Raw genomic sequence first — 25,046 nt, forward strand, 5'->3', positions numbered from 1 at the left:
GTGGCGGCCGGGTGACCCGACGACTGGCCCGGACCGCAGCCCGAGGGGCGGGCACCGCCGGCCGCCACGCGCGTCCGGCGCGGCCCGCCCCTCACGGCTTTCCCGGCACGGGAGGAATCCGGCCAATCACTGTGTGTGACACCCGTCGGTCGGCGCGCGGGCCCGCGGCCCGGCCGGACGGCGTGTTCGCCGCCCGACGGCGGGGAGTTACGGTCGCGTCCGGCCCCTGGCACACTGGCGCGAACCGCGAGGGTGGGGGACTGGACACCATGCCGGGTTTGTGACAGCCGCGTGAAACGGTTTGCCGAACATGCGTAGGGTGCAGAGAAGTCATCAGAAGGGGTGCGCTCCACAGCGGGCACCCGGAGAGCGGCACGACGAGCGAGGGAGGGAGCCGGAGCGATGGGCGACCACAAAGAGCAGCAGCCCGTGCGGGTGGGCGCGGCCGTCCGGCGGCGTCGTCGTGCCCTGGAGCTGACCCTGGCCGTCGTGGCCGAGCGCAGCGGCCTGTCGGTGCCCTTCCTCAGCCAGGTGGAGAACGACCGGGCCCGCCCCAGCCGCACCTCCCTGGAGCGGCTTGCCGACGCTCTGCGCACCACGGCCGTCGAACTCCTCGCCGCCGCCGACCCGGCGGCGAGCGTCGATGTCGTGCGCGCCGACCCGGCCGCCGAGGACGACTTCGCGCCGCGGACCCGCTCCCTGGTGCGCGGCCATCACCAGCTGCACGCCTCCGAGTTCACCGGCGACCACGACGCGGGCCGGGAGTTCCAGCACCGCAACGACGAGCTGATGTACGTGGCCGACGGCGCGGTGGAGATCGAGGCGGAGGGCCGTGCCTACCGCCTCGGCCGCGGCGACACCCTGTACCTGACGGGCGGGGTCAGGCACCGGTGGCGGGCGACGGTGCCGGACACCCGGGTGGTCGTGGTGGCGGTCGCCGAACACATCGAGGCGGTGCAGGACAGGTCCCGGTAGTGCGGGTCGTCTCCCTGGTCCCGTCCCTGACGGAGGCGGTGGCCCGCACGATGCCCGGGGTCCTGGTGGGCGCCACCGACTGGTGCACGCATCCGGCGGACCTCGACGTCACAAGGATCGGCGGCACCAAGAACCCCGCGGTCGACCGCATCCTCGACCTCGCCCCCGACCTGGTGATCGCCAACGAGGAGGAGAACCGCGCCCCGGACCTCGAAGCCCTGCGCGCCGCGGGCCTTCCCGTGCTGGTGACCGAGGTGCGCAGGGTGCCGCAGGCGTTCGCCGAGCTGCGCCGTGTGCTCGAGGCGTGCGGCGTGCACGGGCGGCCCGGCTGGCTGGAGTTGGCGGAGGCGGCCTGGGACGCGCCGCCCGAACCGGACGGGCGCAGGACGGCGCTCGTACCGGTCTGGCGCCGGCCCTGGATGGTCCTCGGCCGGGACACCTTCGCCGGTGACGTGCTGGCCCGACTCGGTGTCGACCACCTGTACGCGGGCCATCCCGACCGCTACCCCCGTGTGCCGCTGGACGACCTGCGGGCGCTGGCGCCGGACCTCGTGGTCCTGCCCGACGAGCCCTACCGCTTCACCGTCGACGACGGCCCCGAGGCCTTCCCGGGCCTGCCCTGTGCCCTGGTCAGCGGGCGGCATCTGACGTGGTACGGCCCGTCCCTGACCGAGGCGCCACGGGTACTGTCCGAGGCGCTGCGAGCAGATCGCCGCTGAGCAGACCCCGTACGGTGCCCGAGGCGGCCGCCAGCCAGCCGCCGGCGAGCAGCGCGTACAGTCCGACGGCCAGCCCGTCGTAGACCGCGAGACCGGTGTGCCGGGCGAGTGCCATGGCGCCGGTGACGCACGTGCCCACCGGGAAGGTGAACGCCCACCAGGTCATCGCGAATCCCATGCCGTTCCGGCGGGCCCGCACCACGTGCGCACCCGCCAGTGCCAGCCACAGCAGCGCGAACCCCATGACCGGCACCCCGTACAGGACGGCGAACAAGGCGAGGCCCCGCCCGTACGACGCCGGTACGACCCCGGGAGCCGCGTCCGCGATCTTTCCGACCGCGGTGGTGGACTGCCCGAGCGGTCCCAGGACCAGGAACAGCGTCGGGGTCAGCGCGAGCGGCAGCGGGCCCGAGAGCAGCCGGCCGAAGATCAGCGGCAGCATCAGCAGCGTCGCGAACAGGCTCAGCCCGAACAGGGCGAGACAGGCCAGCAGCAGGGTCGCGCGCGCCTGGCCTGCCGGGAGGTGCGGCACCAGCAGCGGGCCGAGCGCGGCCGACACCATCGGCGCGACCAGCGGCAACAGCCACGCGGGGGTCGCCTGCGCGGGCTCGGCCCGATGCCGTACGGCCATCAGGTAGGGCACGGCCACCGCGGCCGCGAGCCCGACCGCCGTACCCGCGGTGAACAGGACGGTGTCCAGCACGACGGCCGTGCGGGTGCCGGTCACGGGTCGCCCGGCGGTCAGGGCGCCGCCGCCGACCGCCAGCAGGGCCATCGACAGACAGCCGTAGAACGGGGCCATGGCGGGGTCGAGGAGGTGGGCGCGGGCCTGGTCGCGGTGGTGGGCCCAGTGCAGGGACCGGCCCGCCAGCAGGGCCGCCAGCATGATCAGGGAGAGGGTCCAGCACGCCGTGAAGACAGCGCGCAGAACCGCCGCGTGCGCGGGCAGCGCTACGCCGGCCGAGCCGAGGACGGCGGTGCCCATGACGGCGGCGTACCAGTTGGGGCCCAGGTGACGGACCCGGGTGACGGGTGGGAGGGGGACGGCGGACAAGGGTTGGGCTGCGGTGACCATGACCCCACGGTCCTGCCGCCGATCGCGCCTGACCAGGGAGTTCCCTCCTATGAGGACATAAGCTGGTCTTATGAGCGAAATGGAGGGGCGGCGGGAGCACGCATCGGATCGCACGGCGCCGGATCACTCGGAGCCGGATCGTGCGGCATCACTGGCCCACCGGGTGCCCGACCTGGCCGCACTGGAACTGCTGCTCGCGGTGGCGAGGCTGGGCAGTCTCGGGGCGGCGGCGCGCGAGGTCGGGATCACCCAGCCCGCCGCCAGCAGCCGGATCCGGTCCATGGAACGGCAGCTGGGTGTGGCCCTCGTCGACCGCTCGCCCCGAGGCTCGCGGCTCACCGACGCCGGCGCGCTGGTGACGGACTGGGCCCGCCGCGTGGTCGAGGCGGCGGCCGCCTTCGACGTGGGCGCGCGGGCCCTGCGGGACCGCCGGGACTCGCGTCTGCGGGTCGCGGCGAGCATGACCATCGCCGAGTACCTGCTGCCCGGCTGGCTCCTCGCCCTGCACGCCGAGCGCCCCGACACCGCGGTGTCGCTGCTCGCGGGCAACTCGGCGAAGGTGGCGGAACTGCTGCTCGAGGGGGAGGCGGACCTCGGCTTCGTGGAGGGACTGTCCGTGCCCACGGGGCTCGACTCCGCCGTCATCGGCCGCGACCGTCTGATCGTCGTCACCGCGCCGGCCCATCCCTGGGCCCGCCGTCGGCGCGCCCTGACCGCTGACGAACTGGCCGCCACCCCCCTGATCCTCCGGGAACGCGGCTCCGGCACACGCCAGGTACTCGACGCGGCGCTCGGCGGCCTCGCCCGCCCGCTGATCGAGCTGTCCTCCACGACGGCGGTCAAGGCGTCGGCGGTCAGCGGCGCCGGCCCCTCGGTGCTCAGTGAGCTGGCGGTGGGGGAGGAGTTGGCCATGCGGCGCCTGGTCAGCATCCCGGTGGAGGGCGTGTCGCTCCGCCGGGACCTGCGCGCTGTCTGGCCGATCGGGCATCGGCCCACCGGCCCGGCGCGGGAGCTGTTGTCGCTGACACGGGGGTGACGGGTGCCTGTCTCGCAGGGTGCGGGGCGCTGCGGCCCGGCCAAGGGGGGACCGGCATGCGCCTGCGGGGAACTGCATGACCCGCCACGGCGCACCCGCACTCGGTTCCGTGCAGTGAGTGCGGGGCCGCTGCCCCGCAGCGGCCTTTGCCGGCGCCGGCTCCTGCAGCGAGCGTGACAGTGCTGCCCTCCGCACCGTCCTTCCTGGCACCGGCTTCCCGCAGTGAGTGCGGGGCCGCTGCCCCGCAGCGGCCTTTGCCGGCGCCGGCTCCTGCAGCGAGCGTGACAGTGCTGCCCTCCGCACCGTCCTTCGCACCGGCTCCCGCAGCGATCCTGACAGTGCTGCCCGCACCGACCCGCCCTGCGTCGAAAACCCCTGGCGAGCCCGCCCCCGGCCCGGCACCCTGAGCCGCATGACCGTCACCGCACCGCCCGCCACAGGCGTCCGCGCCCCCTGGGAAGACCTGCCCGTCGCCGTCCGTGACGCCGTGGGCGAGGTGCTCGGCGCGCCGGTCGTACGGTCGAGGACACAGCGCGGCGGTTTCTCGCCCGGCGTCGCCGCGCGCGTGCGCACCGCGACGGGCGGCACCGGTTTCGTCAAGGCGGTGAGCGCCGAGGCCAACCCGCACAGCCCCGCCCTGCACCGCCGGGAGGCACGGAACGCCGCCGCGCTCCCGGCCGGCGTGCCCGCGCCCCGGCTGCTCGGGACGTACGACGACGGCACCTGGGTCGCGCTGGTCTTCGAGGAGGTGGCGGGGCGACAGCCGCACGTGCCCTGGCGGACGCAGGAGTTGCGGCGGGTGCTCGACGCCGTGGCCCTGCTCGGCCGTAGCGGCCGTAGCGGCACACCGTGCACCGTCGACATCCCGCCCGTCGCCGAGGACCTGGCCGACGCCTTCTCCGGCTGGCGCCGGCTGCTCGGCGGCGAGGCCGGGGACGTGCGCGGCCGGCTCGATGCCTGGACCGCCGACCGGCTGCCCGACCTCGCGGCGCTGGAAGCCGGCTGGGCCGAGGGCGCCGCGGGGGACACCCTGGCCCACGGCGACCTGCGCGCGGACAACCTGTTGCTCACGGACGACGGAGACGTCGTCTTCGTGGACTGGCCGCACGCCGTGCGCGCCGCACCCTGGTTCGACCTGCTCGTCATGCTGCCGTGCGTGCGGGCGCAGGGCGGCCCCGATCCGGAGGAGGTGTTCAAAGCGCATCCGCTGGGCCGGGACGCCGACCCGGTCGCCGTGACCGCCGCACTGGCCGCCCTCACGGGCTACTTCCTGCGCAGCTCCCTGAATCCGTCGCCGCCCGGCCTGCCCACCCTGCGCCCCTTCCAGCGCGCCCAGGGTGATGCCGCGCTGGCCTGGCTCAGGAAGCGGCTGTGACTCAGGAAGCGGCAACGACCAGCGCGCGCATCACCCGCGGGTCCTCGCCCATCTCGGGGTGCCACTGCACACCCAGCACCCAGCCAGGGCCGGCCGGCAGCTCGATCGCCTCGACCGTGCCGTCCGCCGCGTAGGCCGACGGCACCAGACCCGCGCCGAGGCGGTCCACGGCCTGGTGGTGGTAGGTGGGCACGGTCGTCTCCATCGGGACGATCCCGGCGTACAGGCTCCCCGGGACCGGCTTCACCGGGTGGCCGCCGAACACGCCGACCGTCTCCGCGTGCCCCTCAAGGTGCTGGACCAGCGTCCCGCCGAGCGCCACGTTCAGCAGCTGCATGCCCCGGCAGATGCCCAGCAGCGGCACCGCCGCCGCCAGCGCGGCGTCGATCAACGCGAGCTCCCAGGCGTCCCGTTCGAGGGCCGGCGGCCCCGTGCGCGGGGAGCGCCGGGCACCGTACCGGGCCGGGTCCACGTCCGGGCCGCCGGCGATCACCAGGCCGTCCAGCCGGGCCACCGTCTCCGCGGCACGCTCGGGCGCGTCCGGCGGCAGCATCGCGGCGAGCCCGCCCGCCCGTTGCACCAGCCGTGGATAGCCGGCCGGCAGCAGCGCCGCCTCCAGCTCCCACACACCCCACCGCGCGCCGGCCTCCAGATAGGTGCTGACGCCGATCAGCGGTCGTACGGTCATGCCACCCTCCCCAGACGTCAAAGGTTTCGCTGTTCACCTTTACAGGTTCAGGTGAGGAAGCCCCGCAGCAGGGCCGCTGTGCCCGCGCAGTGCTCGCGCATCATCTCCCGCGCGCCGTCGGCGTCCCCGTCCAGCACCGCCTCCACCAGTGCGGTGTGCTGGCGCTGGGAGTGCTCCAGGTTGCGCACCAGCAACGGGATGCAGTCGAGAAGGTCGTTCACCTGCGCCCGGACCGCCGCGTACTGCGCGGTCAGGGAGGGGGAGCCGGACAGCTCGGCGAGGGTCAGATGGAGCAGGGTGTCCAGGCGGCGGTAGTCGGTCAGCGGGGCGTCGTGCGTGCGGGCCAGTGCCTCGCGCAGCCGGTCCGCCCGGACGTCCGTGAGGCCGTGCGCGGCGCACAGCCCGGCCGCGCCCACCTCCAGCACCTCGCGGAACCGCAGCACGTCCTCGATGTCGACCGCGGCCACGCGCCGGCGCAGTTCGTCCTCTCCACCGGCGTCCGCGCGCGGCAGCACGAACGTTCCGCCGTAGCGCCCGCGACGCGCCTCCACCAGCCCCTGGTCCTGGAGCACCTTCAGCACCTCGCGCAACGTCACCCGGCTGATCCCGAGCCGCTCCGCCAGCTCCCGCTCGGCCGGCAGCCGCTCCCCGCCCGGCACCAGGCCGAGCCGCACGACCTGGAGGATCTGCTCCAGCGCCTCCTCGAAGCCGTTGCCCGCCCGCACCGGCCGCAGCACCGGAGCGAGCCGGTCGCCCACCCCCTGGGGGTGACTCTGCCACGACATCCGCCCTACCCCCTTCCCAGGCAATGGTTCCGAGCAATACCTTATGGCTTCCGGCTCGGCCGAGAAAGCGCGAAGGCGCCGAAGGAGGCTCACCCGTGGCAGACCGCACACCCCCGCTCGGCGTCGAGGAACTGCACGCCCTCGTCGCGAGCGGTGAGATCGACACCGTCGTCCTGGCCTTCCCCGACATGCAAGGGCGCCTCCAGGGCAAGCGGTTCGCCGCCCGCTTCTTCCTCGACGAGGTCCTGCACCACGGCACCGAGGGCTGCAACTACCTCCTCGCCGTCGACACCGAGATGAACACCGTCGACGGCTACGCGATGTCCTCCTGGGACCGGGGCTACGGCGACTTCGCCATGCACCCCGACCTCACCACCCTGCGCCGCATCCCCTGGCACCCCGGCACCGCCCTGCTCGTCGCGGACCTCGCCTGGAGCGACGGTTCACCGGTCGTCGCGGCCCCGCGCCAGATCCTGCGCCGCCAGCTGGAACGGCTCGCCGGACTCGGCTACACCGCCCAGGTCGGCACCGAGCTGGAGTTCATCGTCTTCAAGGACAGCTACGAGGCGGCCTGGGACGCCGGCTACCGGGGCCTCACCCCGGCCAACCGGTACAACGTCGACTACTCCGTCCTCGGCACCGGCCGCATCGAGCCCCTGCTGCGGCGCCTGCGCAACGACATGGCCGGCGCCGGCCTCACCGTCGAGTCCGCCAAGGGCGAGTGCAACCCCGGCCAGCACGAGATCGCCTTCCGCTACGACGAGGCCCTGCGTACCTGCGACCAGCACGCCCTGTACAAGACCGGCGCCAAGGAGATCGCCGCCCAGGAGGGCGTCTCGATCACCTTCATGGCCAAGTACAACGAGCGCGAGGGCAACTCCTGCCACATCCACCTCTCGCTCGCCGACGCCGACGGCACCAACGCGATGGCCGACGGCGACGGGATGTCCGAGGTCATGCGGCAGTTCCTCGCCGGGCAACTCGCCGCCCTGCGCGACTTCTCGCTCCTGTACGCCCCGAACGTCAACTCCTACAAGCGGTTCCAGCCCGGCTCCTTCGCCCCCACCGCCGTCGCCTGGGGCCACGACAACCGCACCTGCGCCCTGCGCGTCGTCGGCCACGGCCGCTCCCTGCGCTTCGAGAACCGCCTCCCCGGCGGCGACGTGAACCCGCACCTCGCCGTCGCCGGACTGGTCGCGGCCGGCCTGTACGGCATCGAACAGAAGCTCGAACTGCCCGACCCCTGCCCCGGCAACGCCTACACCGCGGACTACGCGCACGTCCCGACCACCCTGCGGGAGGCCGCCGAGCTGTGGGAGAACAGCCCCGTCGCCAAGGCCGCCTTCGGCGACGAGGTCGTGGCCCACTACCGCAACATGGCGCGTGTCGAGCTGGAGGCGTTCGACGCCGCCGTCACCGACTGGGAGCTGCGCCGCTCCTTCGAACGCCTGTGAAAGGTCGTCCCGTGACTGACCCGCACCAGCTCGTCGTCCTCAACCCCGCCACGGAGGAGGTCGTCGCCACCGTCCCGGCCGCGAGCGAGGAGGACGTGGCCGCCGCCGTCGTACGAGCGACACGCGCCCGGACCGGGTGGGCCGCCCTCGCCCCCGCCGACCGGGCCCGGCTGCTGCGGCGCTTCGCCGACACCGTCGACGCGCACCTCGAGGAACTCGCCCAGCTCGAGGTCCGCGAGGCCGGCCACACCGTCGGCAACGCGCGCTGGGAGGCCGGCAACGCCCGCGATCTGCTGCTGTACGCGGCCGGTGGCGCCGAACGTCTCCTCGGCAAGCAGATCCCGGTGCCCGGCGGCTGGAACGTCACCTTCCAGGAACCCCTCGGCGTCGTCGGCGTGATCGCCCCGTGGAACTTCCCGATGCCGATCGCCGCATGGGGCTCCTTCCCGGCGCTCGCGGCCGGCAACGCGGTCGTCCTCAAGCCGGCCGAGACCACCCCGCTCACCGCGCTCCGGCTCGCCGAACTCGCCCTGGACGCGGGGCTGCCGGAGCACGTCTTCCAGGTGCTGCCCGGGCACGGCCACACCGCCGGACGCGCCCTGGTCGACCACCCGGACGTCGCCAAGATCGTGTTCACCGGCTCCACCCGCACCGGCCGCGAGGTCATGGAGCGCTGCGCCCGGCTGGTCAAGCCGGTCACCCTCGAACTCGGCGGCAAGAGCCCCAACATCGTCTTCGCCGACGCAGATCTCGCCTCCGCCCTCGACCCGTTCTCCTTCCTGGACAACTCCGGCCAGGACTGCTGCGCCCGCACCCGCATCCTCGTCCAGGAGCAGGTGCTGGAGGAGGCCCGCGCGTTCCTGGCCGACGCGCTGGCGGCCGTCGTGGTGGGCGACCCGGCCGACGTGAAGACACAGATGGGACCGCTGATCTCCCGTCAGCAGCTGGACCGGGTACGGTCGTACGTCCCCGACGACGCCCCCGCCCTGCGAGGCAGCGCCCCCGGCGGCCCCGGCTTCTGGTTCCCGCCGACCGTCCTGACGGAGCAGCGCGACGACAGCCGGGCCGCCCACGAGGAGATCTTCGGGCCGGTCGCCGTCCTGCTGCCCTTCACCGACGAGGCCGACGCGATCCGCCTCGCCAACGACACCCCCTACGGCCTCTCCGGCTCCCTGTGGACGAGGGACCTCGGCCGCGCCCTGCGCGTCTCCCGGGCCGTCCGCGCCGGCAACCTGTCCGTCAACTCGCACTCCAGCGTCCGCTACTGGACCCCGTTCGGCGGCTGCAAGCAGTCCGGCCTCGGCCGCGAACTGGGCCCCGACGCCCTGACCGCCTTCACCGAGACCAAGAACGTCTTCATCAGCACGGAGGGCCCCGCACAGTGACCGAAGACATCATCTGCCGCCGCCTGGTCGGCCGCACCGCCGTCGTGACCGGAGCCGGCAGCGGCATCGGCCTCGCCACTGCCCGTCGGCTCGCCTCCGAGGGCGCGCACGTGGTCTGCGCGGACGTGGACGAGGTCCGCGGCAAGGCCGTCGCCGACGAGGTCGGCGGACTCTTCGTCAGGACGGACGTCACCGACCCCGAGCAGGTCGAGGCGTTGTTCAGGATGGCGTACGACACCTACGGCAGCGTCGACGTCGCCTTCAACAACGCGGGCATCTCCCCGCCCGACGACGACTCCATCCTGGAGACCGGACTGGAGGCCTGGAAGCGGGTCCAGGAGGTCAACCTCACCTCCGTCTACCTGTGCTGCAAGGCCGCCATCCCCTACATGCGGCGCCAGGGCAAGGGGTCCGTCATCAACACCGCGTCCTTCGTGGCGCGGATGGGCGCGGCCACCTCGCAGATCTCCTACACGGCCTCCAAGGGCGGCGTCCTCGCCATGTCCCGCGAGCTCGGCGTGCAGTTCGCGCGGGAGGGGATCAGGGTGAACGCCCTGTGCCCCGGACCGGTCAACACCCCGTTGCTGCAAGAGCTGTTCGCGAAGGACCCGGAGCGGGCCGCACGGCGTCTCGTGCACATCCCGGTCGGGCGGTTCGCCGAGGCGGAGGAGATCGCCGCCGCCGTCGCCTTCCTGGCCAGCGACGACTCCTCCTTCGTCAACGCCACCGACTTCCTGGTCGACGGCGGCATCGCGGGCGCGTACGTCACCCCCCTGTAGGCCGGCCGGTCACAGGAAGGTGAGCCCCTCACCCCGGTAGGTCGGCGCGGCCGCCGTGACCGCGTCCCCCTCGACCAGGTGCAGGGTGTCGAACCGCTCGCACAGCTCGCCCGCCTTGGCGTGCCGGAACCACACCTTGTCGCCGATCAGCAGATCGTCGGCGGGCGAGCCGAGCAGCGGGGTCTGCACCTCACCGGGGCCCTCCTGGGGGTCGTACGTCAGGCCCTGCGGCAGATACGGCACCGGCAGCCGGTCGGGACCGGCGGCGCCGGAGGCCGGGTAGCCGCCGCCGAGCACGGTGACCACGCCGACGCCCGGCCGCCGTACGACGGGCAGGGCGAACAGGGCCGCCGGACGGCCGGTGAACGACGTGTAGTTGTCGAAGAGGCGCGGCACGTACAGGCCCGAACCGGCCGCGATCTCGGTCACGGCGTCCTCGGCGGCGGTGTGCTGCACACTGCCCGTGCCGCCGCCGTTGACGAACTCCAGGTCCGGGACGACCGCCCGCACCGCGCGCACCACCGCGGCCCGCCGCTCGGCCAGTTCGCGACGGGCCGCGGCCTGCATCAGCCGGACCGCCCGGGACCGCAGCGGCCGCCCTGCCACCGCGTCCCCGACGCCCGCGATGTGCCCTTCGTACGCCATGATCCCCACCAGCCGGAAACCCGGCCGCCGGCCCACCGAACGTGCCAGCTCGGCGAGTTGGGCGGGGGAGTGCAGGGGGCTGCGCCGCGCGCCGACCCTGACCCGGCCGCCGAGCAGCTTCAGCGAGGTGTCCAACTCGAGGCAGACCCTGACGACTTCCCGCCCACCCTCCCGCGAGGCGTCGATGAGGTCGAGCTGCGCGGCGTCGTCGACCATCACGGTGACGGCACCGGCGAGCTTGGGGTCGGCGGCCAGTTCCGCGTAGGCGGCGCGGTCGGCGGACGGATAGGCCAGCAGGATGTCGTCGAACCCGGAACGCGCGAGCCACAGCGACTCCGCCAGGGTGAACGACATGACGCCCTGGAAACCGTCCCTGGCCAGCACCCGCTCCAGCAGGGCACGGCAGCGAACCGACTTGCTGGCGACCCGGACCGGCTTGCCCGCGGCCCGGCGGACGAGATCGGTCGCGTTGGCGTCGAAGGCGTCCAGGTCCACGATCGCGAGAGGGGCGTCCAGATGGGCGGTGGCCCGGTCGTAACGGGCCCGGTCGGCGGCGCGCGCAGTCATGACGGAAGCCTGCCAGACTGGATTACCGCAGGGTAGGGGGACGTTCCGGGCAGATGCCCCGGCGCCCCGGACCGGTTCTGATTCTGGTCCCGGCAACCCGTAGAGTGACGCGCACGTACGCGGAACGCGCCCGGCCGCTTCGCCTGAACCGGGATGCCGGTCCGGCCGTACGGGTATGCGTGCCCGGGACGGAGCTTCCGCACCGGCACGACCGGGCAGCACAGCGGCCCGCGCACGTGAGGACGGCCCGGGGACGAGGAAACGGGGGGTGCATGACCACGGAGGCGCGCCACGCTCCCATACCCCCACGCCCGTCCGCTCCCCCGGGCGACCCCGACGACGAGCCGTCGGTCTTCACGCCCCGCGCCGGCCGCCCGCCGAGGGGCGGTACGGCGCAGCACGGGGACGCGTCCGGCGAAACGGGGGACTCGACCTCCGGCGGGCAGGGACCGTCCTCCGCCGCGAGGTCCGCGGGACCGGCTGCGCCCTCCGCCACGGCGTCCGCGGGCAGCGACCCGGCGGTCGGCGAGGGCGCGCCCGCCGCCGGACGGCCCGTGGGCGACGGTGCGTCGGACGAGCAGGCCACCGCGCGTGGGGGGCGGACGTCCACCACAGGCGCCGATTCCCGTGCCGGGCAGGGGCCTCGGCCGGGTGCGCCGCGGCCCGTCGTGCTGGCGGCCGATGCGCCCGTGAGCCCTCCTCCGCCGCCGGCCTCGGCCCGGTTCCCCGACGCTCCGCCGAGCACGGGACGCGAGCGGCACCACCCCGGAGGGGAGCCCCGGCGGCAGGCGGCCCCGGTGGACACCCCCTCGGAGACGACGGCCCGGCTCCGGCCGATCACCGCGTCGAGGACCACGGCCCCGACGGGGTCGGCCCCCGCCTCGGGGCCCTCGGCCCAACCCCGCCCCGTCACCGCGTCCCCGACCTCGGCCGCCTCTCGCCCTGCCGATACTTCCCGGCCTGCGGTCCCGCCACGCTCCGCCGACGAGACCGGGCCGACGGCCTCACCCCGCCCGGCCACCGCGTCGGAGACGACGGCCCGGCTTCGTCCGGTCAGCGACGCTCCGGCGACGCGGCGTCCCGGTGCGATGCCCGTTCCCGGGCATCCGGGCGGCGAGGCGGGCGGTGGGCGCCGTGCCGTCTCCGGTTCCGCGGCCGCCGAGGCGCGGGCCTGGAGTCCCATGACGCCTGCCCGGCCCGTCGGCCCGCCGCCCGGCGCGGCCGGGCCGGATCCGGCCCTGGCCTGGGGTGCCGCAGCGACGGCACGGCCCGTGGTGTCCTTCGGGGAGCCGGAGGCCTTCACCGAGCGGACGGGGCACCGGGTGGCGCCGCGGACCGCCGCCGCTGCCGCCTGTCTCGTGCTCGGTCTCGGTCTCATCGGCGGTGCCGTGACCGGGAGTTGGCTCACCGACGACGGCGGGGACGCCGCAGCCGGCGACCGCTTCGCCAGCGCCGGGGCGCTGTGGCACAGCGTGCCCGTCGACCAGCTGTTCCCGGACACCGTCCAGGGCCCCGGCGCCGGACCGGGCGGCGCCGACCGCACCTGGACCAGGATCGCCGTGGCTCCGGACAGCGGCTGCGCCCATGCCTTCGACCCGCTGCTGCAGAAGGTGCTCGCGCCGGTCGGCTGCCGGCGGCTCCTGCGCGCCACCTACACCGACGCCACGCAGAGCTATGTCACCACCGTCGGCCTGCTGTTCACCAAGGCCGACCCCGCCGCCATGTCCGCGCTCGCGCACCGCTTCCGCACGGAGCGCCTGGACCGGCGCGCCGACCTGATGCCGCGGCCGTACGCGGCCGAGGGCACCGCCGCGGCCGGCTTCGGCGACCGGCAGCGGGCCTCCTGGACGATCTCCGTCCTCACCGACGCCCCCGTCGTCGTCTACGCCGTCTCCGGCTGGGCCGACGGGCGCGACGTCGACACGCCGCAGCCCGCCGCCGACGCCGTCACCGCGGGCGCCACCACCGCAGCGGCCCAGGCCGGTCTCGGCAACGAGGCCCAGGGCCTGGCCGACCGCGTCGAACGGCGGCTGCGCCACGACCTCGGCACAGCCACGGAGAAACGCTCATGAAGCGAACGAGGCAGTCGATCCGCGGCCGCCGCACGGCCCCCGCCGGCGCGGCCCTGAGCCTGCTGCTCACCGGCGCCCTCACCCTGCTGCCCGCCGGCGCGGCCCACGCCGACGGAATCCGCGCCCAGCAGTGGAGCCTTTCCGCGCTGCACCTGGACCAGGCCTGGCGCGTCACCAAGGGCCGGGGTGTCACCGTCGCCGTCCTGGACACCGGCGTCGAGGCCGACCACCCGGACCTCGCCGGCAACGTCCTGCCCGCCAAGGACATGATCGGCTTCGGGGCCGGGCAGGGCGACCGCGACTGGGCCCGGCACGGTACCGCCATGGCCGGCATCATCGCGGGGCACGGCCACGGCCCCGGCGACGGCGCCGGCGTCATGGGCGTCGCCCCCGAGGCGAAGATCCTGCCCGTGCGCGTGATCCTGGAGGACGGCGACCCCGCCCGTGCCAGGGCCCGCACCACCCGCGGCAACGCCCTCGCCGACGGCATCCGCTGGGCCGCCGACCACGGCGCCGACGTCATCAACCTCTCCCTCGGCGACGACTCGAACTCCGCGCACCCCGAACCGAGCGAGGACGAGGCCGTGCAGTACGCCCTGAGGAAGGGCGTGGTCGTCGTCGCCTCCGCGGGCAACGGCGGCGACAAGGGCGACCACATCTCCTACCCGGCCGCCTATCCCGGCGTCATCGCCGCGACCGCCGTGGACCGCTACGGCACCCGCGCCTCCTTCTCGACGCGCCGCTGGTACGCGGCGGTCAGCGCGCCCGGCGTCGACGTGGTCATCGCCGACCCGGACCACAAGTACTACGAGGGCTGGGGCACTTCGGCCGCCTCCGCCTTCGTCTCCGGCGTGGCGGCCCTGGTCAAGGCGGCCCACCCCGAGCTGAGCCCGGCCCAGATCAAGAAGCTCCTTGAGGACACCGCACGGGACGCACCGGCCGGCGGCCGGGACGACTCCCGCGGCTTCGGCATGATCGACCCGGTGGCGGCCCTGCGCGCGGCCGACCGACTCAAGCCGCAGACCCTGCGCGCGGCGGCGTACGGGAAGAAGTACTTCGGCGACGGGCCGGACGCCCCCAGGGCGACCTCCTCGACCGCCGACTGGGCGGGCCCCCTGGCCGGCGGCACCGGCGGAGTGCTGCTGGTGGCGGGCGTGGTGCTGTGGCGGGGGCGCCGACGGACGCTCTGAGGGCGGCCCGGCAGGGCACGGTCCCCGTCGGCTGGGCGGCGGTTCACGCTCGTCAGGTGCTGGTGAACGCCGACACCGTGGCCTTCGCCGCCGCCTCCACCAGCGCGATGCCCTGCGCCTGGCTCTCGGTGCCCTGCGACAGCACCGCCACCAGATAGCCGGTGCCGTCCACCGTGACCCGCCCGATGCTGTTCACGTCCCATCGGCCCGTCGTACTGCGCGGAAGCCAGCCGTTCTTCAGCGCCCAGGAGGTGCCCTCGGCGGCGGCCGACACCCCCCACCGCTGGTCCGCCTCGACCGACTGCATCAGCCCCTGCACATAGCTCCGGGAGGCGGCGCTCAGCTCGGAGTCCTCGCCGAACACCTGCCCGAGGAGGACGAGTTGGTCCGCGGCCGTGGTCTGCGTCAGCCCCCACAGCTCGCCCTCGCCGCCCGAGGTCGAGGCCAGCCCGAGGCGCTCGTTCGCCGCGTCCAGACCGCCGGCCCGCCCGATCGCGTGCCACAGCACCGTCGCCGACGCGTTGTCGCTGCTCTCGATCATCTTCGTGGCATGGGCCTGCTCGGCCGCCGTCAGCCGCCGGCCCGCGTCCTGCGCCCGGAGCAGCAGTGCGGCCAGGATGTCGACCTTCACTATGCTCGCCGTGTCGAAGGCCGCGGCCCCGTACACGGCCCTCTCCCCGGAGTCCACCGCCAGCACCGCCGCCGACACCTGGGCGCCCGCCGGCACGTTCACCGCCGTCATCGCCCTGCGCAGCAGTGCGTCCCGGTCCACCGGCTCCGTCACGGGCTGCTCCACGGAGGCCTCCTCACCTGCCCCGGCCGAGGGGGAGGCCGAGGGCGTCGCCGCCGACGATACGGCCGCTGTCCCGGGTGTGCCCGCGCCTTCACGTGCCGTGCCCCGGCCGTCACCCCGCCACGGCGACCAGGGCGAGCGCGAGGGACAAGAACGGGCGGCGCCGGGACGGGTGCGCACGGCGGCCACGGCGGGCTCTCGGGGACTGCATGGCCGTGATGCTCGGCGCGCGGAACGTGGGCTCCGTCGGTCCGGCCGGAGACAGGGATCAGGGAACGCTGAGACTCCCGTGAAGAGTCCCGTGGCCACGGGCGCGGACCGTGCCGATGAGGTCGGTGACCGTGGCGATAGGGTCGGTGACCGTGGCGAACAAGAACATTCCCGACCCCGGCTTCTCCGACGACGACGGCTCCGCCGACCCCCGGCTGAGCGCCGCGCTCGCGGCCTGGGCCGAGGACCGCACGGCGGTGGGCCCCGTCCTGGAGGCACTCGAGGGCACCCGGTTGCTGGTGCCCGTCGTCGCCGTGCTCGGCGAGGTGGAGCAGGACGAGAACGGGCTGCGCCGCGAGAAGACCAGTGAGATGGCCGTACCCACCCTGAAGGCCGGTGACCGCACCGCGCTGCCCGCCTTCACCTCCACCGACTCCCTCGTCCGCTGGGACCCCGAGGCCCGCCCGGTCGCCGTACCCCTGCACCAGGCGCTCCAGGCCGCCGCGCACGAGAAGGCCGACACGATCGTGCTGGACCTCGCCGGACCCGTGCCGTTCGAGCTGACCGGCCCGGCGCTGCTCGCCCTGGCCGAGGGCCGCACCAGCACCGACCCGCTCACCGACCCGGCCGTGCTCGGGGCCGTCCGTACGGCGGTGGCGGCCGAGCCCGCCGTGCTGCGCGCCCACCTCGGGCCGGGGCAGGCCGACGGCACCCTCGCCCTGGTTCTCGACCCGGCCGCTGCGCCCGCCGAGGTCGCCCGCGCCGTCGCCGAGCGGCTCGCCGCCGACGAGACACTGAGGGGCCGCCTGGTGCGCGGTCTCGACCTGGCTCTGCTGCCGGCCGGGACCACGCCCTCGGGCGAGCCCCTGTATGTGAAGGGATAGGTCAGCCGTAGACGGGGCCGGTGTACTTCTCGCCCGGCCCCTGGCCCGGCTCGTCCGGCACGACCGACGCCTCGCGGAACGCCAGCTGCAGCGACTTCAGGCCGTCCCGCAGCGGGGCCGCGTGGAAGGAACTGATCTCCGTCGCGCTCGCGTCCAGCAGACCGGCGAGCGCGGTGATCAGCTTGCGGGCCTCGTCGAGGTCCTTGTACTTCTCGCCCTCCTCGCTCAGTCCGAGCTTCACCGCGGCGGCGCTCATCAGGTTGACGGCGACCGTCACGATCACCTCGACGGCGGGGACCTCGGCGATGTCCCGGGTCATCGCGTCGAAGTCGGGGTTCTCGGGATGCTCAGGAGGGGTCTCACTCATGCCCCACACGATAGGCGGTGCCGGATCACCGGTGCTCCCGAGCCTTGTGCGGCGGTCCCGGTTCGCCCTTGTCAAGCGATCCTGCTAATCTGGTTCACGACCGGCCGGGCATGCCCTGCGTGCAACAGAGCTCCCGGCCCACAAGTGGAGGCTCCGATCTCCCACCTGACCGTCCTCCGGGGCGGCGGGTCACCCGGTCAGGCGGCCACCATCGTTCCGTACGGACGATGGAGTCGCCCGAAATCGCGCCCCGCGGCATCGCGGCGGTGCTCCGGTAGTGCGTTGGAGCCCCGCCTGTGATCGTCCGGGGCATTTTTGCTGCTTCGGCGCGGTTAGGTCTAACGAAAAGACATACGCGGCTGTCCGCCAGACAACCGTGTGGTGCTACCGAGGAGGATCCATCAGCGCCGAGCCCCGCATCAACGACCGGATTCGCGTTCCCGAGGTGCGACTTGTCGGTCCCAGTGGCGAGCAGGTCGGCATCGTGCCGCTCGCGAAGGCACTGGAGCTTGCGCAGGAGTACGACCTCGACCTGGTCGAGGTGGCGGCGAACGCCCGTCCGCCCGTGTGCAAGCTCATGGACTACGGGAAGTTCAAGTACGAGTCGGCCATGAAGGCCCGTGAGGCGCGCAAGAACCAGGCGCACACGGTCATCAAGGAGATGAAGCTCCGGCCGAAGATCGACCCGCACGACTATGACACCAAGAAGGGTCACGTCGTCCGGTTCCTCAAGCAGGGCGACAAGGTCAAGATCACGATCATGTTCCGTGGTCGCGAGCAGTCCCGTCCCGAGCTGGGCTACCGACTGCTGCAGCGCCTCGCGGAGGACGTCCAGGACCTCGGTTTCGTCGAGTCGAACCCGAAGCAGGACGGCCGCAACATGATCATGGTCCTCGGTCCGCACAAGAAGAAGACCGAGGCCATGGCCGAGGCCCGGCAGGCACAGGAAGCCCGCAAGGCGGAGGCGAAGGCCCACCCCGGTCGTTCGCAGAACCCCGCCGAGGCCGAGGCGTCCGCCGAGGAGCCCGCCGAGGCGTGATCCCGGGGGACACCACGTCCCCGAGGATGTAACCGACAGAAGAGCGACGCTCCAGCGTGCCCGGTTTTCGCGACCGGGCACCGGAGCGCCACCGACGAGGAGATAACGGCGCTATGCCGAAGAACAAGTCGCACAGCGGTGCCAGCAAGCGCTTCAAGATCACCGGCTCCGGCAAGGTGCTCCGCGAGCGCGCCGGCAAGCGCCACCTGCTCGAGCACAAGTCGTCCCGCGTCACGCGTCGCCTCACCGGCAACGCCGAGATGGCCCCGGGCGACGCCGCGAAGATCAAGAAGCTTCTCGGCAAGTGACCTGCGGCGCCGCCTGAGCGCCGTACGTCTGGACCGGGACCGAATCGATTCCGGGTCGTGTGAGGACCACCACGACCCCGCTACAAGGAGTTAACAAGTGGCACGCGTCAAGCGGGCAGTCAACGCCCACAAGAAGCGCCGGGCGATCCTCGAGCAGGCCTCCGGCTACCGCGGTCAGCGTTCGCGCCTGTACCGCAAGGCCAAGGAGCAGGTCACCCACTCGCTGGTCTACAACTACAACGACCGCAAGAAGCGCAAGGGCGACTTCCGTCAGCTGTGGATCCAGCGCATCAACGCCGCTGCCCGCGCCAACGGCATCACCTACAACCGCTTCATCCAGGGTCTGAAGGCCGCGAACGTCGAGGTCGACCGCAAGATCCTCGCCGAGCTGGCCGTCAACGACGCGGGCGCCTTCGCCGCCCTCGTCGAGGTCGCGCAGAAGGCGCTGCCGGCGGACGTCAACGCGCCCAAGGCGGCGTGACGCCGCGCCGGCCTTAGGCCGACGTTCACTGGACCCGCAGGCTCTTACGGCTTGCGGGTCCTGCTGTTGGGGGTCTCCGGGTGGTCCTCTGGCTGCGGGTGCGTCCCGGTCGCCCGCGCCCGCGTGGCGGAGCCGCGTGCCGACACGGCCCCGCCGCCCTCCGGGTGGCGCAGCCCCAGTACCGCAAAGAGAAGACTCTCCTGAAGGTGAACAAGAGGATGCCCGTCAGCCCCGAGCTGATCTCCCCCCGTTCCGCGCGCGTGAGTGCCGCCCGACGGCTTGCCAAGCGGAACTTCCGGGGCAAGGACCGGCTGTTCCTCGCGGAGGGGCCGCAGGCCGTCAGAGAGGCGGCGGGGCATCGGGCGGACGGCGCTGCCACCCTCGTCGAGCTGTTCGCCACCGTCGAGGCCGCGGAGCGGTACGCCGACATCGTCGGGGCCGCGCGGCAGGCGGGCGCGCGGGTGCACCTGGCCTCCGAGGAGGTGATCGCCGACGTCTCCACGACCGTGACCCCGCAGGGGCTCGTCGGCGTGTGCCGGTTCCTGGACGTGCCCTTCGAGGAGATCCTCGCCGCGCGGCCGAAGCTGGTCGCCGTGCTGGCACACGTACGCGACCCCGGGAACGCCGGGACCGTGCTGCGGTGTGCCGACGCCGCCGGGGCCGAGGCCGTGATCCTCACCGACGCCTCCGTCGACCTGTACAACCCCAAGGCCGTACGCGCCTCCGTGGGCTCGCACTTCCATCTGCCCGTCGCCGTGGGAGTGCCCGTCGAGCGGGCCGTCGAGGGGCTCAGGGACGCCGGTGTGCGAATCCTCGCCGCCGACGGCGCGGGGGACCGCGACCTCGACGAGGAGCTGGACAAGGGGACCATGGGCGGGCCCACCGCCTGGGTGTTCGGCAACGAGGCCTGGGGCCTGCCGGAGGAGACCCGCGCGCTGGCCGACGCCGTCGTGCGGGTCCCGATCCACGGGAAGGCCGAGAGCCTGAACCTCGCCACCGCCGCCGCCGTATGTCTCTACGCGTCGGCCCGCGCGCAGCGCGCCTGCGGAGGGTGCCGCTCCGTCACCCAGAGCTAGTAGGGTGACCAGCTCGGGGCCCTGCGCCGTCTGAGAGGTGGGGTACGGGGATGAGTGTGGCCGGCACGAACACCGCGCCGGAGGGACCGGACGCGCGGTGCACTCCCGCGCCCCGGCGCGACGAGCACCCCGGCGTCGACCCCGACCAGCTGCCCGACGGCCTCGTCGTCGCCGACGAGCAGGGCCGCGTCGTCTGCTTCAACGCCGCCGCCGCACGGATCGCCGCCGTACGCCCCGCCGACGCCCTGGGACAGCCCCTGGAAAAGGCGCTGCCGTTGGAGGATCTGGAGGGCCGCCGCTGGTGGCAGCTCACCGACCCCTACGGCGGCCTCGCGATCCGCACCCGGCAGCCCGAGCGCAACCTGCTCCTGCCGGGAGGCAGGGAAGTGCTCGTCTCCGTGCGGTACGTGCGCGAGCGACCCCTCGGGCCGGTCCACCGGGTCGTCGTCTCGCTGCGGGACACCGAGGCCCGCCGCCGTACCGAGCGCAGCCACGCCGAGCTGATCGCGACGGTCGCCCACGAACTGCGTTCGCCGCTCACCTCGGTGAAGGGCTTCACGGCCACGCTGCTCGCCAAGTGGGAACGCTTCACCGACGACCAGAAGCGGCTGATGCTGGAGACCGTCGACGCCGACGCCGACCGCGTCACCCGGCTCATCGCCGAGCTGCTGGACATCTCGCGGATCGACTCCGGGCGGCTGGAGGTGCGCCGGCAGCCCGTCGACATCGGGGCCGCCGTCTCCCGGCACATCCAGGCCTACGTCGCCGCCGGCCAGCCCGCCGACCGCTTCCTGCTGCGCATCGAGCAGCCGCTGCCCGCCCTGTGGGCCGACCCCGACAAGATCGACCAGGTGCTCAGCAACCTCATCGAAAATGCGGTGCGGCACGGCGAGGGAACCGTCACCATTGACGTCATGCCCTGCGCGTCCCCGCGCGAGGGCGAGCAGACAGGCACGTCGGTCTCGGTGAGCGACGAGGGTCCCGGCATCCCGGAGGAATCCATGAACCGCGTCTTCACCCGCTTCTGGCGGGGCAGCAAGCGCGGTGGCACGGGTCTCGGACTGTACATCGTCAAGGGCATCGTCGAGGCTCACGGCGGCACCATCACGGTCGGCCGCGCACCCAGCGGAGGCGCCGAGTTCCGATTTACGTTGCCCGTGGCGGCGCCGGCGTATCTCGCCTGACGACCCACGGGCGCATTCGTCTGCCTCCACCCCGTTAGACTCGGCCTTTGGCACCTTTGTGTCCTTCGCGCGGCCCTCGCGAGTCGGTGACGGGGACCATCCGCCAGGGGGCACCTCCCAGCGTCAGCTGGGGGACAATCGGAAGCACGGGAAGAGATGTCGGCACCCAATAAGTCGTACGACCCTGTCGAGGTCGAGGCGTTGAAACCGGAAGAGATCGAGCGCATGCGGGACGAGGCGCTCGCCGCCTTCGCCGCCGCGGACTCCCTCGACGCGCTCCACGAGGCCAAGGTCGCCCACACCGGCCCCGCCTCCCCGCTGGCCCTCGCCAACCGCGAGATCGGCGCCCTGCCCCCGCACGCCAAGGCCGACGCGGGCAAGCGGGTCGGGATGGCCCGCGGCGCCGTCACCAAGGCCCTCGCCGCCCGCCAGGCCGAGCTGGAGGCCGAGCGCGACGCCCGCGTGCTGGTGGAGGAGGACGTCGACGTCACGCTGCCGTACGACCGCGTGCCGGCCGGCGCCCGTCATCCCCTCACCACGCTCTCGGAGCGCATCGAGGACATCTTCGTGGCCATGGGCTACGAGGTCGCCGAGGGCCCGCAGGTCGAAGCCGAGTGGTTCAACTTCGACGCCCTGAACATCGGCCCGGACCACCCGGCCCGCGGCGAGGCCGACACCTTCTTCGTCCAGGGCCCGGACGGCGGCGCCGAGTCCGGCGTGGTGCTGCGCACCCACACCTCGCCCGTGCAGATCCGCTCGCTGCTCGACCGCGAGCTGCCGGTGTACGTGATCTGCCCCGGTGTCGTGTACCGCACCGACGAGCTGGACGCCACGCACACCCCGGTCTTCCGACAGGTCGAGCTGCTCGCCGTGGACGAGGGCCTGACCATGGCCGACCTCAAGGGGACCCTGGACCACATGGTGCAGTCGTTGTTCGGCGAGGGCATGAAGACCCGGCTGCGGCCGAACTTCTTCCCCTTCACCGAGCCCAGCGCCGAGATGGACATGCTCTGCTACGTCTGCAAGGGCGAGTCCGTCGGCAATCCCGACCGCCCCTGCCGCACCTGCTCGTCCGAGGGCTGGATCGAGCTGGGCGGCTGCGGCATGGTCAACCCGCGGGTGCTCACCGCCTGCGGCGTCGACCCGGAGAAGTACAGCGGCTTCGCCTTCGGGTTCGGCATCGAGCGGATGCTGATGTTCCGCCACAACGTCGAGGACATGCGAGACATGGTCGAGGGTGACGTCCGGTTCACCCGGCCGTTCGGGATGGAGATCTGATGCGGGTCCCGCTTTCTTGGCTGCGGGAGTACGTCGACCTGCCGGCCACCGAGACCGGCCGCGACGTCCAGGCCAAGCTCATTTCGGCCGGCCTGGAGGTCGAGACCGTCGAACAGCTCGGCGCCGACCTCAAGGGCCCGCTGGTCGTAGGCCAGGTGCTGACCATCGAGGAGCTGGAGGGCTTCAAGAAGCCGATCCGCTTCTGCACCGTGGACGTCGGCCGGGCCAACGGCACCGGCGAGCCCCAGGAGATCGTCTGCGGTGCCCGCAACTTCTCCGTCGGCGACAAGGTCGTGGTCGTCCTCCCCGGCGCCACGCTGCCGGGCGGCTTCTCCATCTCCGCCCGCAAGACCTACGGCAGGACGTCCCACGGCATGATCTGCTCCAGCGACGAGCTGGGCATGGGCGACGACGGCAGCCACGGCATCATCGTGCTGCCGCCGGAGATCGAGGTCGGCAAGGACGCCATCGAGCTGCTGGAGCTGGTCGACGAGGTCCTGGACATCGCCGTCACCGCCAACCGCGGCGACTGCCTGTCCATCCGCGGCGTCGCCCGCGAGACCGCCATCGCCTACGGCCTGCCGCTGCGCGACCCCGCCCTGATCGACGTGCCGGCCCCGAACGCCTACGGCTACCCGGTCCAGGTCACCGACCCCTTCGGCTGCGACCGCTTCACCGCGCGCTCCGTCACCGGCCTGCGCCCCGAGGCGCGCTCCCCGATCTGGCTGCAGCGCCGCCTGCAGAAGGTCGGCATGCGCCCGATCTCGCTCGCCGTCGACGTCACGAACTACGTGATGATGGAGCTGGGTCAGCCCCTGCACGCCTACGACCGCTCCCTGGTCCAGGGCACCATCGGCGTGCGCCGCGCCCGGGAGGGCGAGAAGCTCGTCACCCTCGACGGTGTCGAGCGCACCCTGCACTCCGAGGACCTGGTCATCACCGACGATCGGGGCCCGATCGGTCTCGCCGGTGTGATGGGCGGCGCCAACACGGAGATCGCCGACCACGAGGTCACCGAGAACGGCGCGAACGGCACGACCGACGTGGTGATCGAGGCGGCCCACTTCGACGCCGTCGCGATCGCCCGCACCTCCCGACGCCAGAAGCTGCTCACCGAGGCGTCCCGCCGCTTCGAGCGCGGTGTCGACCCGCGGGCCGCCGCGGCCGCCGCGCAGCGCACGGTGGACCTGCTGGTGCTGCTGGCGGGCGGTACGGCGGAGGCCGGCGTGACCGAGATCGTCGCGCCCTCGGCGCCGCACACCATCACCGTCCCGGCGGACCACCCGGACAAGGTGGCGGGCGTGGTCTACGGCCGTGAGACGGTTGTCCGCCGTCTCCAGGAGGTCGGCTGCGACGTCGTGGGAAACGCGGGCGCGTGGAACGCGTCGTCGCGGGACGGTGGTCGGGAGACGGGCGGGCAGGACGAGCTGACCGTCACCGTCCCGTCCTGGCGGCCCGACCTGGTCGACCCGAACGACCTGGCCGAGGAGGTCATCCGCCTGGAGGGCTACGAGAACCTGCCCTCCACGCTGCCCAAGCCCCCCTCGGGCCGCGGCCTCACCCACCGCCAGCGGCTGCACCGCCGGGTCGGCCGCGCGCTGGCCGGCGCGGGCTGTGTCGAGGCGCCGAACTACCCGTTCGTCGGTGAGCAGGTCTTCGACCAGTTCGGCCTGGAGACCGGCGACCCGGCCCGCCGCGTCGTCAAGCTGGTCAACCCGCTCAGCGACGAGGAGCCGGCGCTGCGTACGACGCTGCTGCCGGGCCTGCTCGGCGCACTGCGGCGCAACGACGGCCGGGGCTCGCACGACCTGGCGCTGTTCGAGACCGGGCTGGTGTTCCACCCCCGCGAGGAGCAGCGGGCGGCCACGCATCTGTCCGTCGACCGGCGTCCCACCGACGAGGAGATCGCCGCGCTGAACGCCGCGCTGCCCGAGCAGCCGCGGCACGTCGCCGTCGTCCTCTCCGGCGCCCGTGAGCAGGCCGGCTGGTGGGGCAAGGGGCGGCCGGCGGACTGGGCCGACGCGGTCGAGGCGGCGCGCGTCGTCGCCCGTGAGGCCGGTGCCGAACTGACCGTCCGCAAGGGCCAGTACGGCCCCTGGCACCCCGGCCGCTGTGCCGAGCTGGTGATCGGCGCGGGCGGTGCGGAGCGGGTCGTCGGCCACGCGGGCGAGCTGCACCCGCGGGTGCTGAAGGCCCTGGGGCTGCCCGAGCGCACCTGCGCGATGGAGCTGAACCTGGACGCGCTCGAGACCGTGGGCGACGGTACCCCGCAGGCGCCGCGGATCTCCACGTTCCCGGTCGCCACGCAGGACGTCGCCCTCGTGGTCGACAAGCCGATCCCCTCCGGGGAGGTCGAGACGGCGCTGCGCGAAGGTGCGGGTGAACTCCTCGAGTCCATCCGGCTGTTCGACGTCTACGAGAACGCCGAGCAGCTGGGCGAGGGCAAGAAGTCCCTGGCGTACGCGCTCCGCTTCCGCGCGGCCGACCGGACGCTGACCGTGGACGAGGCGTCGGCGGCTCGGGACGCGGCGGTCGCCCTGGCGGGCGAGCGGACCGGGGCTGTGCTGCGGGGCTGATCGCCGTACAGGTCCTGTGCGCGGCCGGCTGCGGGTTGTCCGTGGTCGGCCGCGCCCGGTTTCAGCGACAGGGCCCACCTCGGCGACGGCACCATGGGGCCCGCC

23 protein-coding genes are annotated in these 25,046 nt (G+C 73.5%); 17 read left to right on the forward strand and 6 right to left on the reverse strand.

Annotated elements, in window-relative coordinates; all coding sequences use genetic code 11:
• Window positions 1-402 precede the first annotated feature (402 nt).
• Together AC5WRT_RS16430 and AC5WRT_RS16435 are read left to right on the forward strand one after the other, a co-directional pair.
• Complete coding sequence (locus AC5WRT_RS16430) at window positions 403-975, forward strand: helix-turn-helix domain-containing protein (RefSeq protein WP_330341056.1); 573 nt, start codon at window positions 403-405, stop codon at window positions 973-975.
• Entirely contained in the window at window positions 975-1,694 is a 720-nt protein-coding gene (locus AC5WRT_RS16435) for a helical backbone metal receptor (protein ID WP_496094749.1), read from the forward strand. The genes AC5WRT_RS16430 and AC5WRT_RS16435 overlap by 1 nt, the downstream gene beginning before the upstream one ends.
• On the opposite strand, the gene AC5WRT_RS16440 is transcribed toward AC5WRT_RS16435, so the two are convergent.
• Complete coding sequence (locus AC5WRT_RS16440) at window positions 1,606-2,769, reverse strand: TDT family transporter (RefSeq protein ID WP_496094750.1); 1,164 nt, start codon at window positions 2,767-2,769, stop codon at window positions 1,606-1,608. The two genes, AC5WRT_RS16435 and AC5WRT_RS16440, sit on opposite strands and share 89 nt — an antisense overlap.
• Before the next feature lie 79 nt (window positions 2,770-2,848).
• Here AC5WRT_RS16440 and AC5WRT_RS16445 point away from each other — a divergent pair, with 79 nt between their 5' ends.
• Both AC5WRT_RS16445 and AC5WRT_RS16450 read left to right on the forward strand, forming a co-directional pair.
• A complete protein-coding gene (locus AC5WRT_RS16445) occupies window positions 2,849-3,805 on the forward strand; it encodes a LysR family transcriptional regulator (protein WP_496094775.1) in 957 nt (318 codons plus the stop codon).
• Between the two features lie 412 nt (window positions 3,806-4,217).
• Window positions 4,218-5,180, forward strand: coding sequence for a phosphotransferase (locus AC5WRT_RS16450; protein WP_496094751.1), 963 nt, complete (start codon window positions 4,218-4,220; stop codon window positions 5,178-5,180).
• A 1-nt stretch (window position 5,181) separates the two neighbouring features.
• Here the strand turns inward: AC5WRT_RS16450 and AC5WRT_RS16455 are convergent, their stop codons facing one another.
• Entirely contained in the window at window positions 5,182-5,868 is a 687-nt protein-coding gene (locus AC5WRT_RS16455; protein WP_496094752.1) for a gamma-glutamyl-gamma-aminobutyrate hydrolase family protein, read from the reverse strand.
• Window positions 5,869-5,915: 47 nt separating this feature from the next.
• A complete protein-coding gene (locus AC5WRT_RS16460; protein WP_496094753.1) occupies window positions 5,916-6,653 on the reverse strand; it encodes a FadR/GntR family transcriptional regulator in 738 nt (245 codons plus the stop codon).
• Window positions 6,654-6,748: 95 nt separating this feature from the next.
• On the opposite strand from AC5WRT_RS16460, the gene AC5WRT_RS16465 reads away from it, so the two are divergent.
• From AC5WRT_RS16465 to AC5WRT_RS16475, 3 genes are read left to right on the forward strand one after another with little or no spacing between them, the layout of a single operon-like run.
• Window positions 6,749-8,107, forward strand: a complete 1,359-nt coding sequence (locus AC5WRT_RS16465) for a glutamine synthetase family protein (RefSeq protein ID WP_496094754.1) — start codon at window positions 6,749-6,751, stop codon at window positions 8,105-8,107.
• Window positions 8,108-8,118: 11 nt separating this feature from the next.
• Window positions 8,119-9,492, forward strand: a complete 1,374-nt coding sequence (locus tag AC5WRT_RS16470) for an aldehyde dehydrogenase family protein (protein WP_496094755.1) — start codon at window positions 8,119-8,121, stop codon at window positions 9,490-9,492.
• The gene (locus AC5WRT_RS16475) at window positions 9,489-10,271 is read left to right on the forward strand and encodes a 3-oxoacyl-ACP reductase (RefSeq protein WP_496094756.1); all 783 of its coding nucleotides are present in this window, start codon (window positions 9,489-9,491) and stop codon (window positions 10,269-10,271) included. Before AC5WRT_RS16470 ends, AC5WRT_RS16475 begins: the two co-directional genes overlap by 4 nt.
• A 9-nt stretch (window positions 10,272-10,280) precedes the next feature.
• Here the strand turns inward: AC5WRT_RS16475 and AC5WRT_RS16480 are convergent, their stop codons facing one another.
• Window positions 10,281-11,483 carry an amino acid deaminase/aldolase gene (locus AC5WRT_RS16480; protein WP_496094757.1) on the reverse strand — a complete coding sequence of 401 codons (1,203 nt, stop codon included), beginning with the start codon at window positions 11,481-11,483 and terminating at the stop codon, window positions 10,281-10,283.
• A 1,181-nt stretch (window positions 11,484-12,664) separates the two neighbouring features.
• On the opposite strand from AC5WRT_RS16480, the gene AC5WRT_RS16485 reads away from it, so the two are divergent.
• Together AC5WRT_RS16485 and mycP are read left to right on the forward strand one after the other, a co-directional pair.
• Window positions 12,665-13,555 carry a hypothetical protein gene (locus tag AC5WRT_RS16485; RefSeq protein WP_496094758.1) on the forward strand — a complete coding sequence of 297 codons (891 nt, stop codon included), beginning with the start codon at window positions 12,665-12,667 and terminating at the stop codon, window positions 13,553-13,555.
• On the forward strand, window positions 13,552-14,745 hold the full coding sequence (mycP, locus tag AC5WRT_RS16490; RefSeq protein WP_496094759.1) for a type VII secretion-associated serine protease mycosin: 1,194 nt from the start codon (window positions 13,552-13,554) through the stop codon (window positions 14,743-14,745). The genes AC5WRT_RS16485 and mycP overlap by 4 nt, the downstream gene beginning before the upstream one ends.
• Before the next feature lie 52 nt (window positions 14,746-14,797).
• Here mycP and AC5WRT_RS16495 read toward each other — a convergent pair whose 3' ends face one another.
• Complete coding sequence (locus tag AC5WRT_RS16495; protein WP_496094760.1) at window positions 14,798-15,541, reverse strand: serine hydrolase; 744 nt, start codon at window positions 15,539-15,541, stop codon at window positions 14,798-14,800.
• A gap of 359 nt (window positions 15,542-15,900) precedes the next feature.
• On the opposite strand from AC5WRT_RS16495, the gene AC5WRT_RS16500 reads away from it, so the two are divergent.
• On the forward strand, window positions 15,901-16,632 hold the full coding sequence (locus tag AC5WRT_RS16500; RefSeq protein ID WP_496094761.1) for an SseB family protein: 732 nt from the start codon (window positions 15,901-15,903) through the stop codon (window positions 16,630-16,632).
• A gap of 1 nt (window position 16,633) precedes the next feature.
• On the opposite strand, the gene AC5WRT_RS16505 is transcribed toward AC5WRT_RS16500, so the two are convergent.
• A complete protein-coding gene (locus tag AC5WRT_RS16505; protein WP_496094762.1) occupies window positions 16,634-16,999 on the reverse strand; it encodes a DUF1844 domain-containing protein in 366 nt (121 codons plus the stop codon).
• 376 nt (window positions 17,000-17,375) lie between these two features.
• Here AC5WRT_RS16505 and infC point away from each other — a divergent pair, with 376 nt between their 5' ends.
• The 7 genes from infC (at window position 17,376) to pheT (ending at window position 24,941) form a co-directional block, all read left to right on the forward strand.
• A complete protein-coding gene (gene infC / locus AC5WRT_RS16510; protein WP_225098250.1) occupies window positions 17,376-18,038 on the forward strand; it encodes a translation initiation factor IF-3 in 663 nt (220 codons plus the stop codon).
• Between the two features lie 113 nt (window positions 18,039-18,151).
• Window positions 18,152-18,346, forward strand: coding sequence for a 50S ribosomal protein L35 (gene rpmI, locus AC5WRT_RS16515; protein ID WP_003977225.1), 195 nt, complete (start codon window positions 18,152-18,154; stop codon window positions 18,344-18,346).
• Window positions 18,347-18,443: 97 nt separating this feature from the next.
• Entirely contained in the window at window positions 18,444-18,827 is a 384-nt protein-coding gene (gene rplT / locus AC5WRT_RS16520) for a 50S ribosomal protein L20 (protein WP_055492778.1), read from the forward strand.
• A 218-nt stretch (window positions 18,828-19,045) separates the two neighbouring features.
• Window positions 19,046-19,903 (forward strand): TrmH family RNA methyltransferase, encoded by an 858-nt coding sequence (locus AC5WRT_RS16525; RefSeq protein ID WP_496094763.1) that lies wholly within the window; start codon window positions 19,046-19,048, stop codon window positions 19,901-19,903.
• 50 nt (window positions 19,904-19,953) lie between these two features.
• On the forward strand, window positions 19,954-21,087 hold the full coding sequence (locus tag AC5WRT_RS16530) for a sensor histidine kinase (RefSeq protein WP_496094764.1): 1,134 nt from the start codon (window positions 19,954-19,956) through the stop codon (window positions 21,085-21,087).
• 156 nt (window positions 21,088-21,243) lie between these two features.
• Window positions 21,244-22,365 carry a phenylalanine--tRNA ligase subunit alpha gene (pheS, locus tag AC5WRT_RS16535; RefSeq protein ID WP_496094765.1) on the forward strand — a complete coding sequence of 374 codons (1,122 nt, stop codon included), beginning with the start codon at window positions 21,244-21,246 and terminating at the stop codon, window positions 22,363-22,365.
• A complete protein-coding gene (gene pheT / locus AC5WRT_RS16540; protein ID WP_496094766.1) occupies window positions 22,365-24,941 on the forward strand; it encodes a phenylalanine--tRNA ligase subunit beta in 2,577 nt (858 codons plus the stop codon). Before pheS ends, pheT begins: the two co-directional genes overlap by 1 nt.
• Window positions 24,942-25,046 lie beyond the last annotated feature (105 nt).

The sequence above is a fragment of the Streptomyces sp. NTD91 genome (genome assembly GCF_059510455.1).

Excerpts from the sequence above, each read along its gene's own strand:
- AC5WRT_RS16450 (WP_496094751.1), top strand. The coding sequence starts at position 4,218 with ATGACCGTCACCGCACCGCCCGCCACAGGCGTCCGCGCCCCCTGGGAA.
- AC5WRT_RS16525 (WP_496094763.1), top strand. The coding sequence starts at position 19,046 with ATGCCCGTCAGCCCCGAGCTGATCTCCCCCCGTTCCGCGCGCGTGAGT.
- AC5WRT_RS16445 (WP_496094775.1), top strand. The coding sequence starts at position 2,849 with ATGGAGGGGCGGCGGGAGCACGCATCGGATCGCACGGCGCCGGATCAC.
- AC5WRT_RS16505 (WP_496094762.1), bottom strand. The coding sequence starts at position 16,999 with ATGAGTGAGACCCCTCCTGAGCATCCCGAGAACCCCGACTTCGACGCG.
- mycP (WP_496094759.1), top strand. The coding sequence starts at position 13,552 with ATGAAGCGAACGAGGCAGTCGATCCGCGGCCGCCGCACGGCCCCCGCC.
- AC5WRT_RS16485 (WP_496094758.1), top strand. The coding sequence starts at position 12,665 with ATGACGCCTGCCCGGCCCGTCGGCCCGCCGCCCGGCGCGGCCGGGCCG.
- AC5WRT_RS16455 (WP_496094752.1), bottom strand. The coding sequence starts at position 5,868 with ATGACCGTACGACCGCTGATCGGCGTCAGCACCTATCTGGAGGCCGGC.
- AC5WRT_RS16430 (WP_330341056.1), top strand. The coding sequence starts at position 403 with ATGGGCGACCACAAAGAGCAGCAGCCCGTGCGGGTGGGCGCGGCCGTC.
- pheT (WP_496094766.1), top strand. The coding sequence starts at position 22,365 with ATGCGGGTCCCGCTTTCTTGGCTGCGGGAGTACGTCGACCTGCCGGCC.
- AC5WRT_RS16530 (WP_496094764.1), top strand. The coding sequence starts at position 19,954 with ATGAGTGTGGCCGGCACGAACACCGCGCCGGAGGGACCGGACGCGCGG.
- AC5WRT_RS16460 (WP_496094753.1), bottom strand. The coding sequence starts at position 6,653 with ATGTCGTGGCAGAGTCACCCCCAGGGGGTGGGCGACCGGCTCGCTCCG.
- AC5WRT_RS16440 (WP_496094750.1), bottom strand. The coding sequence starts at position 2,769 with ATGGTCACCGCAGCCCAACCCTTGTCCGCCGTCCCCCTCCCACCCGTC.
- AC5WRT_RS16480 (WP_496094757.1), bottom strand. The coding sequence starts at position 11,483 with ATGACTGCGCGCGCCGCCGACCGGGCCCGTTACGACCGGGCCACCGCC.
- pheS (WP_496094765.1), top strand. The coding sequence starts at position 21,244 with ATGTCGGCACCCAATAAGTCGTACGACCCTGTCGAGGTCGAGGCGTTG.
- rpmI (WP_003977225.1), top strand. The coding sequence starts at position 18,152 with ATGCCGAAGAACAAGTCGCACAGCGGTGCCAGCAAGCGCTTCAAGATC.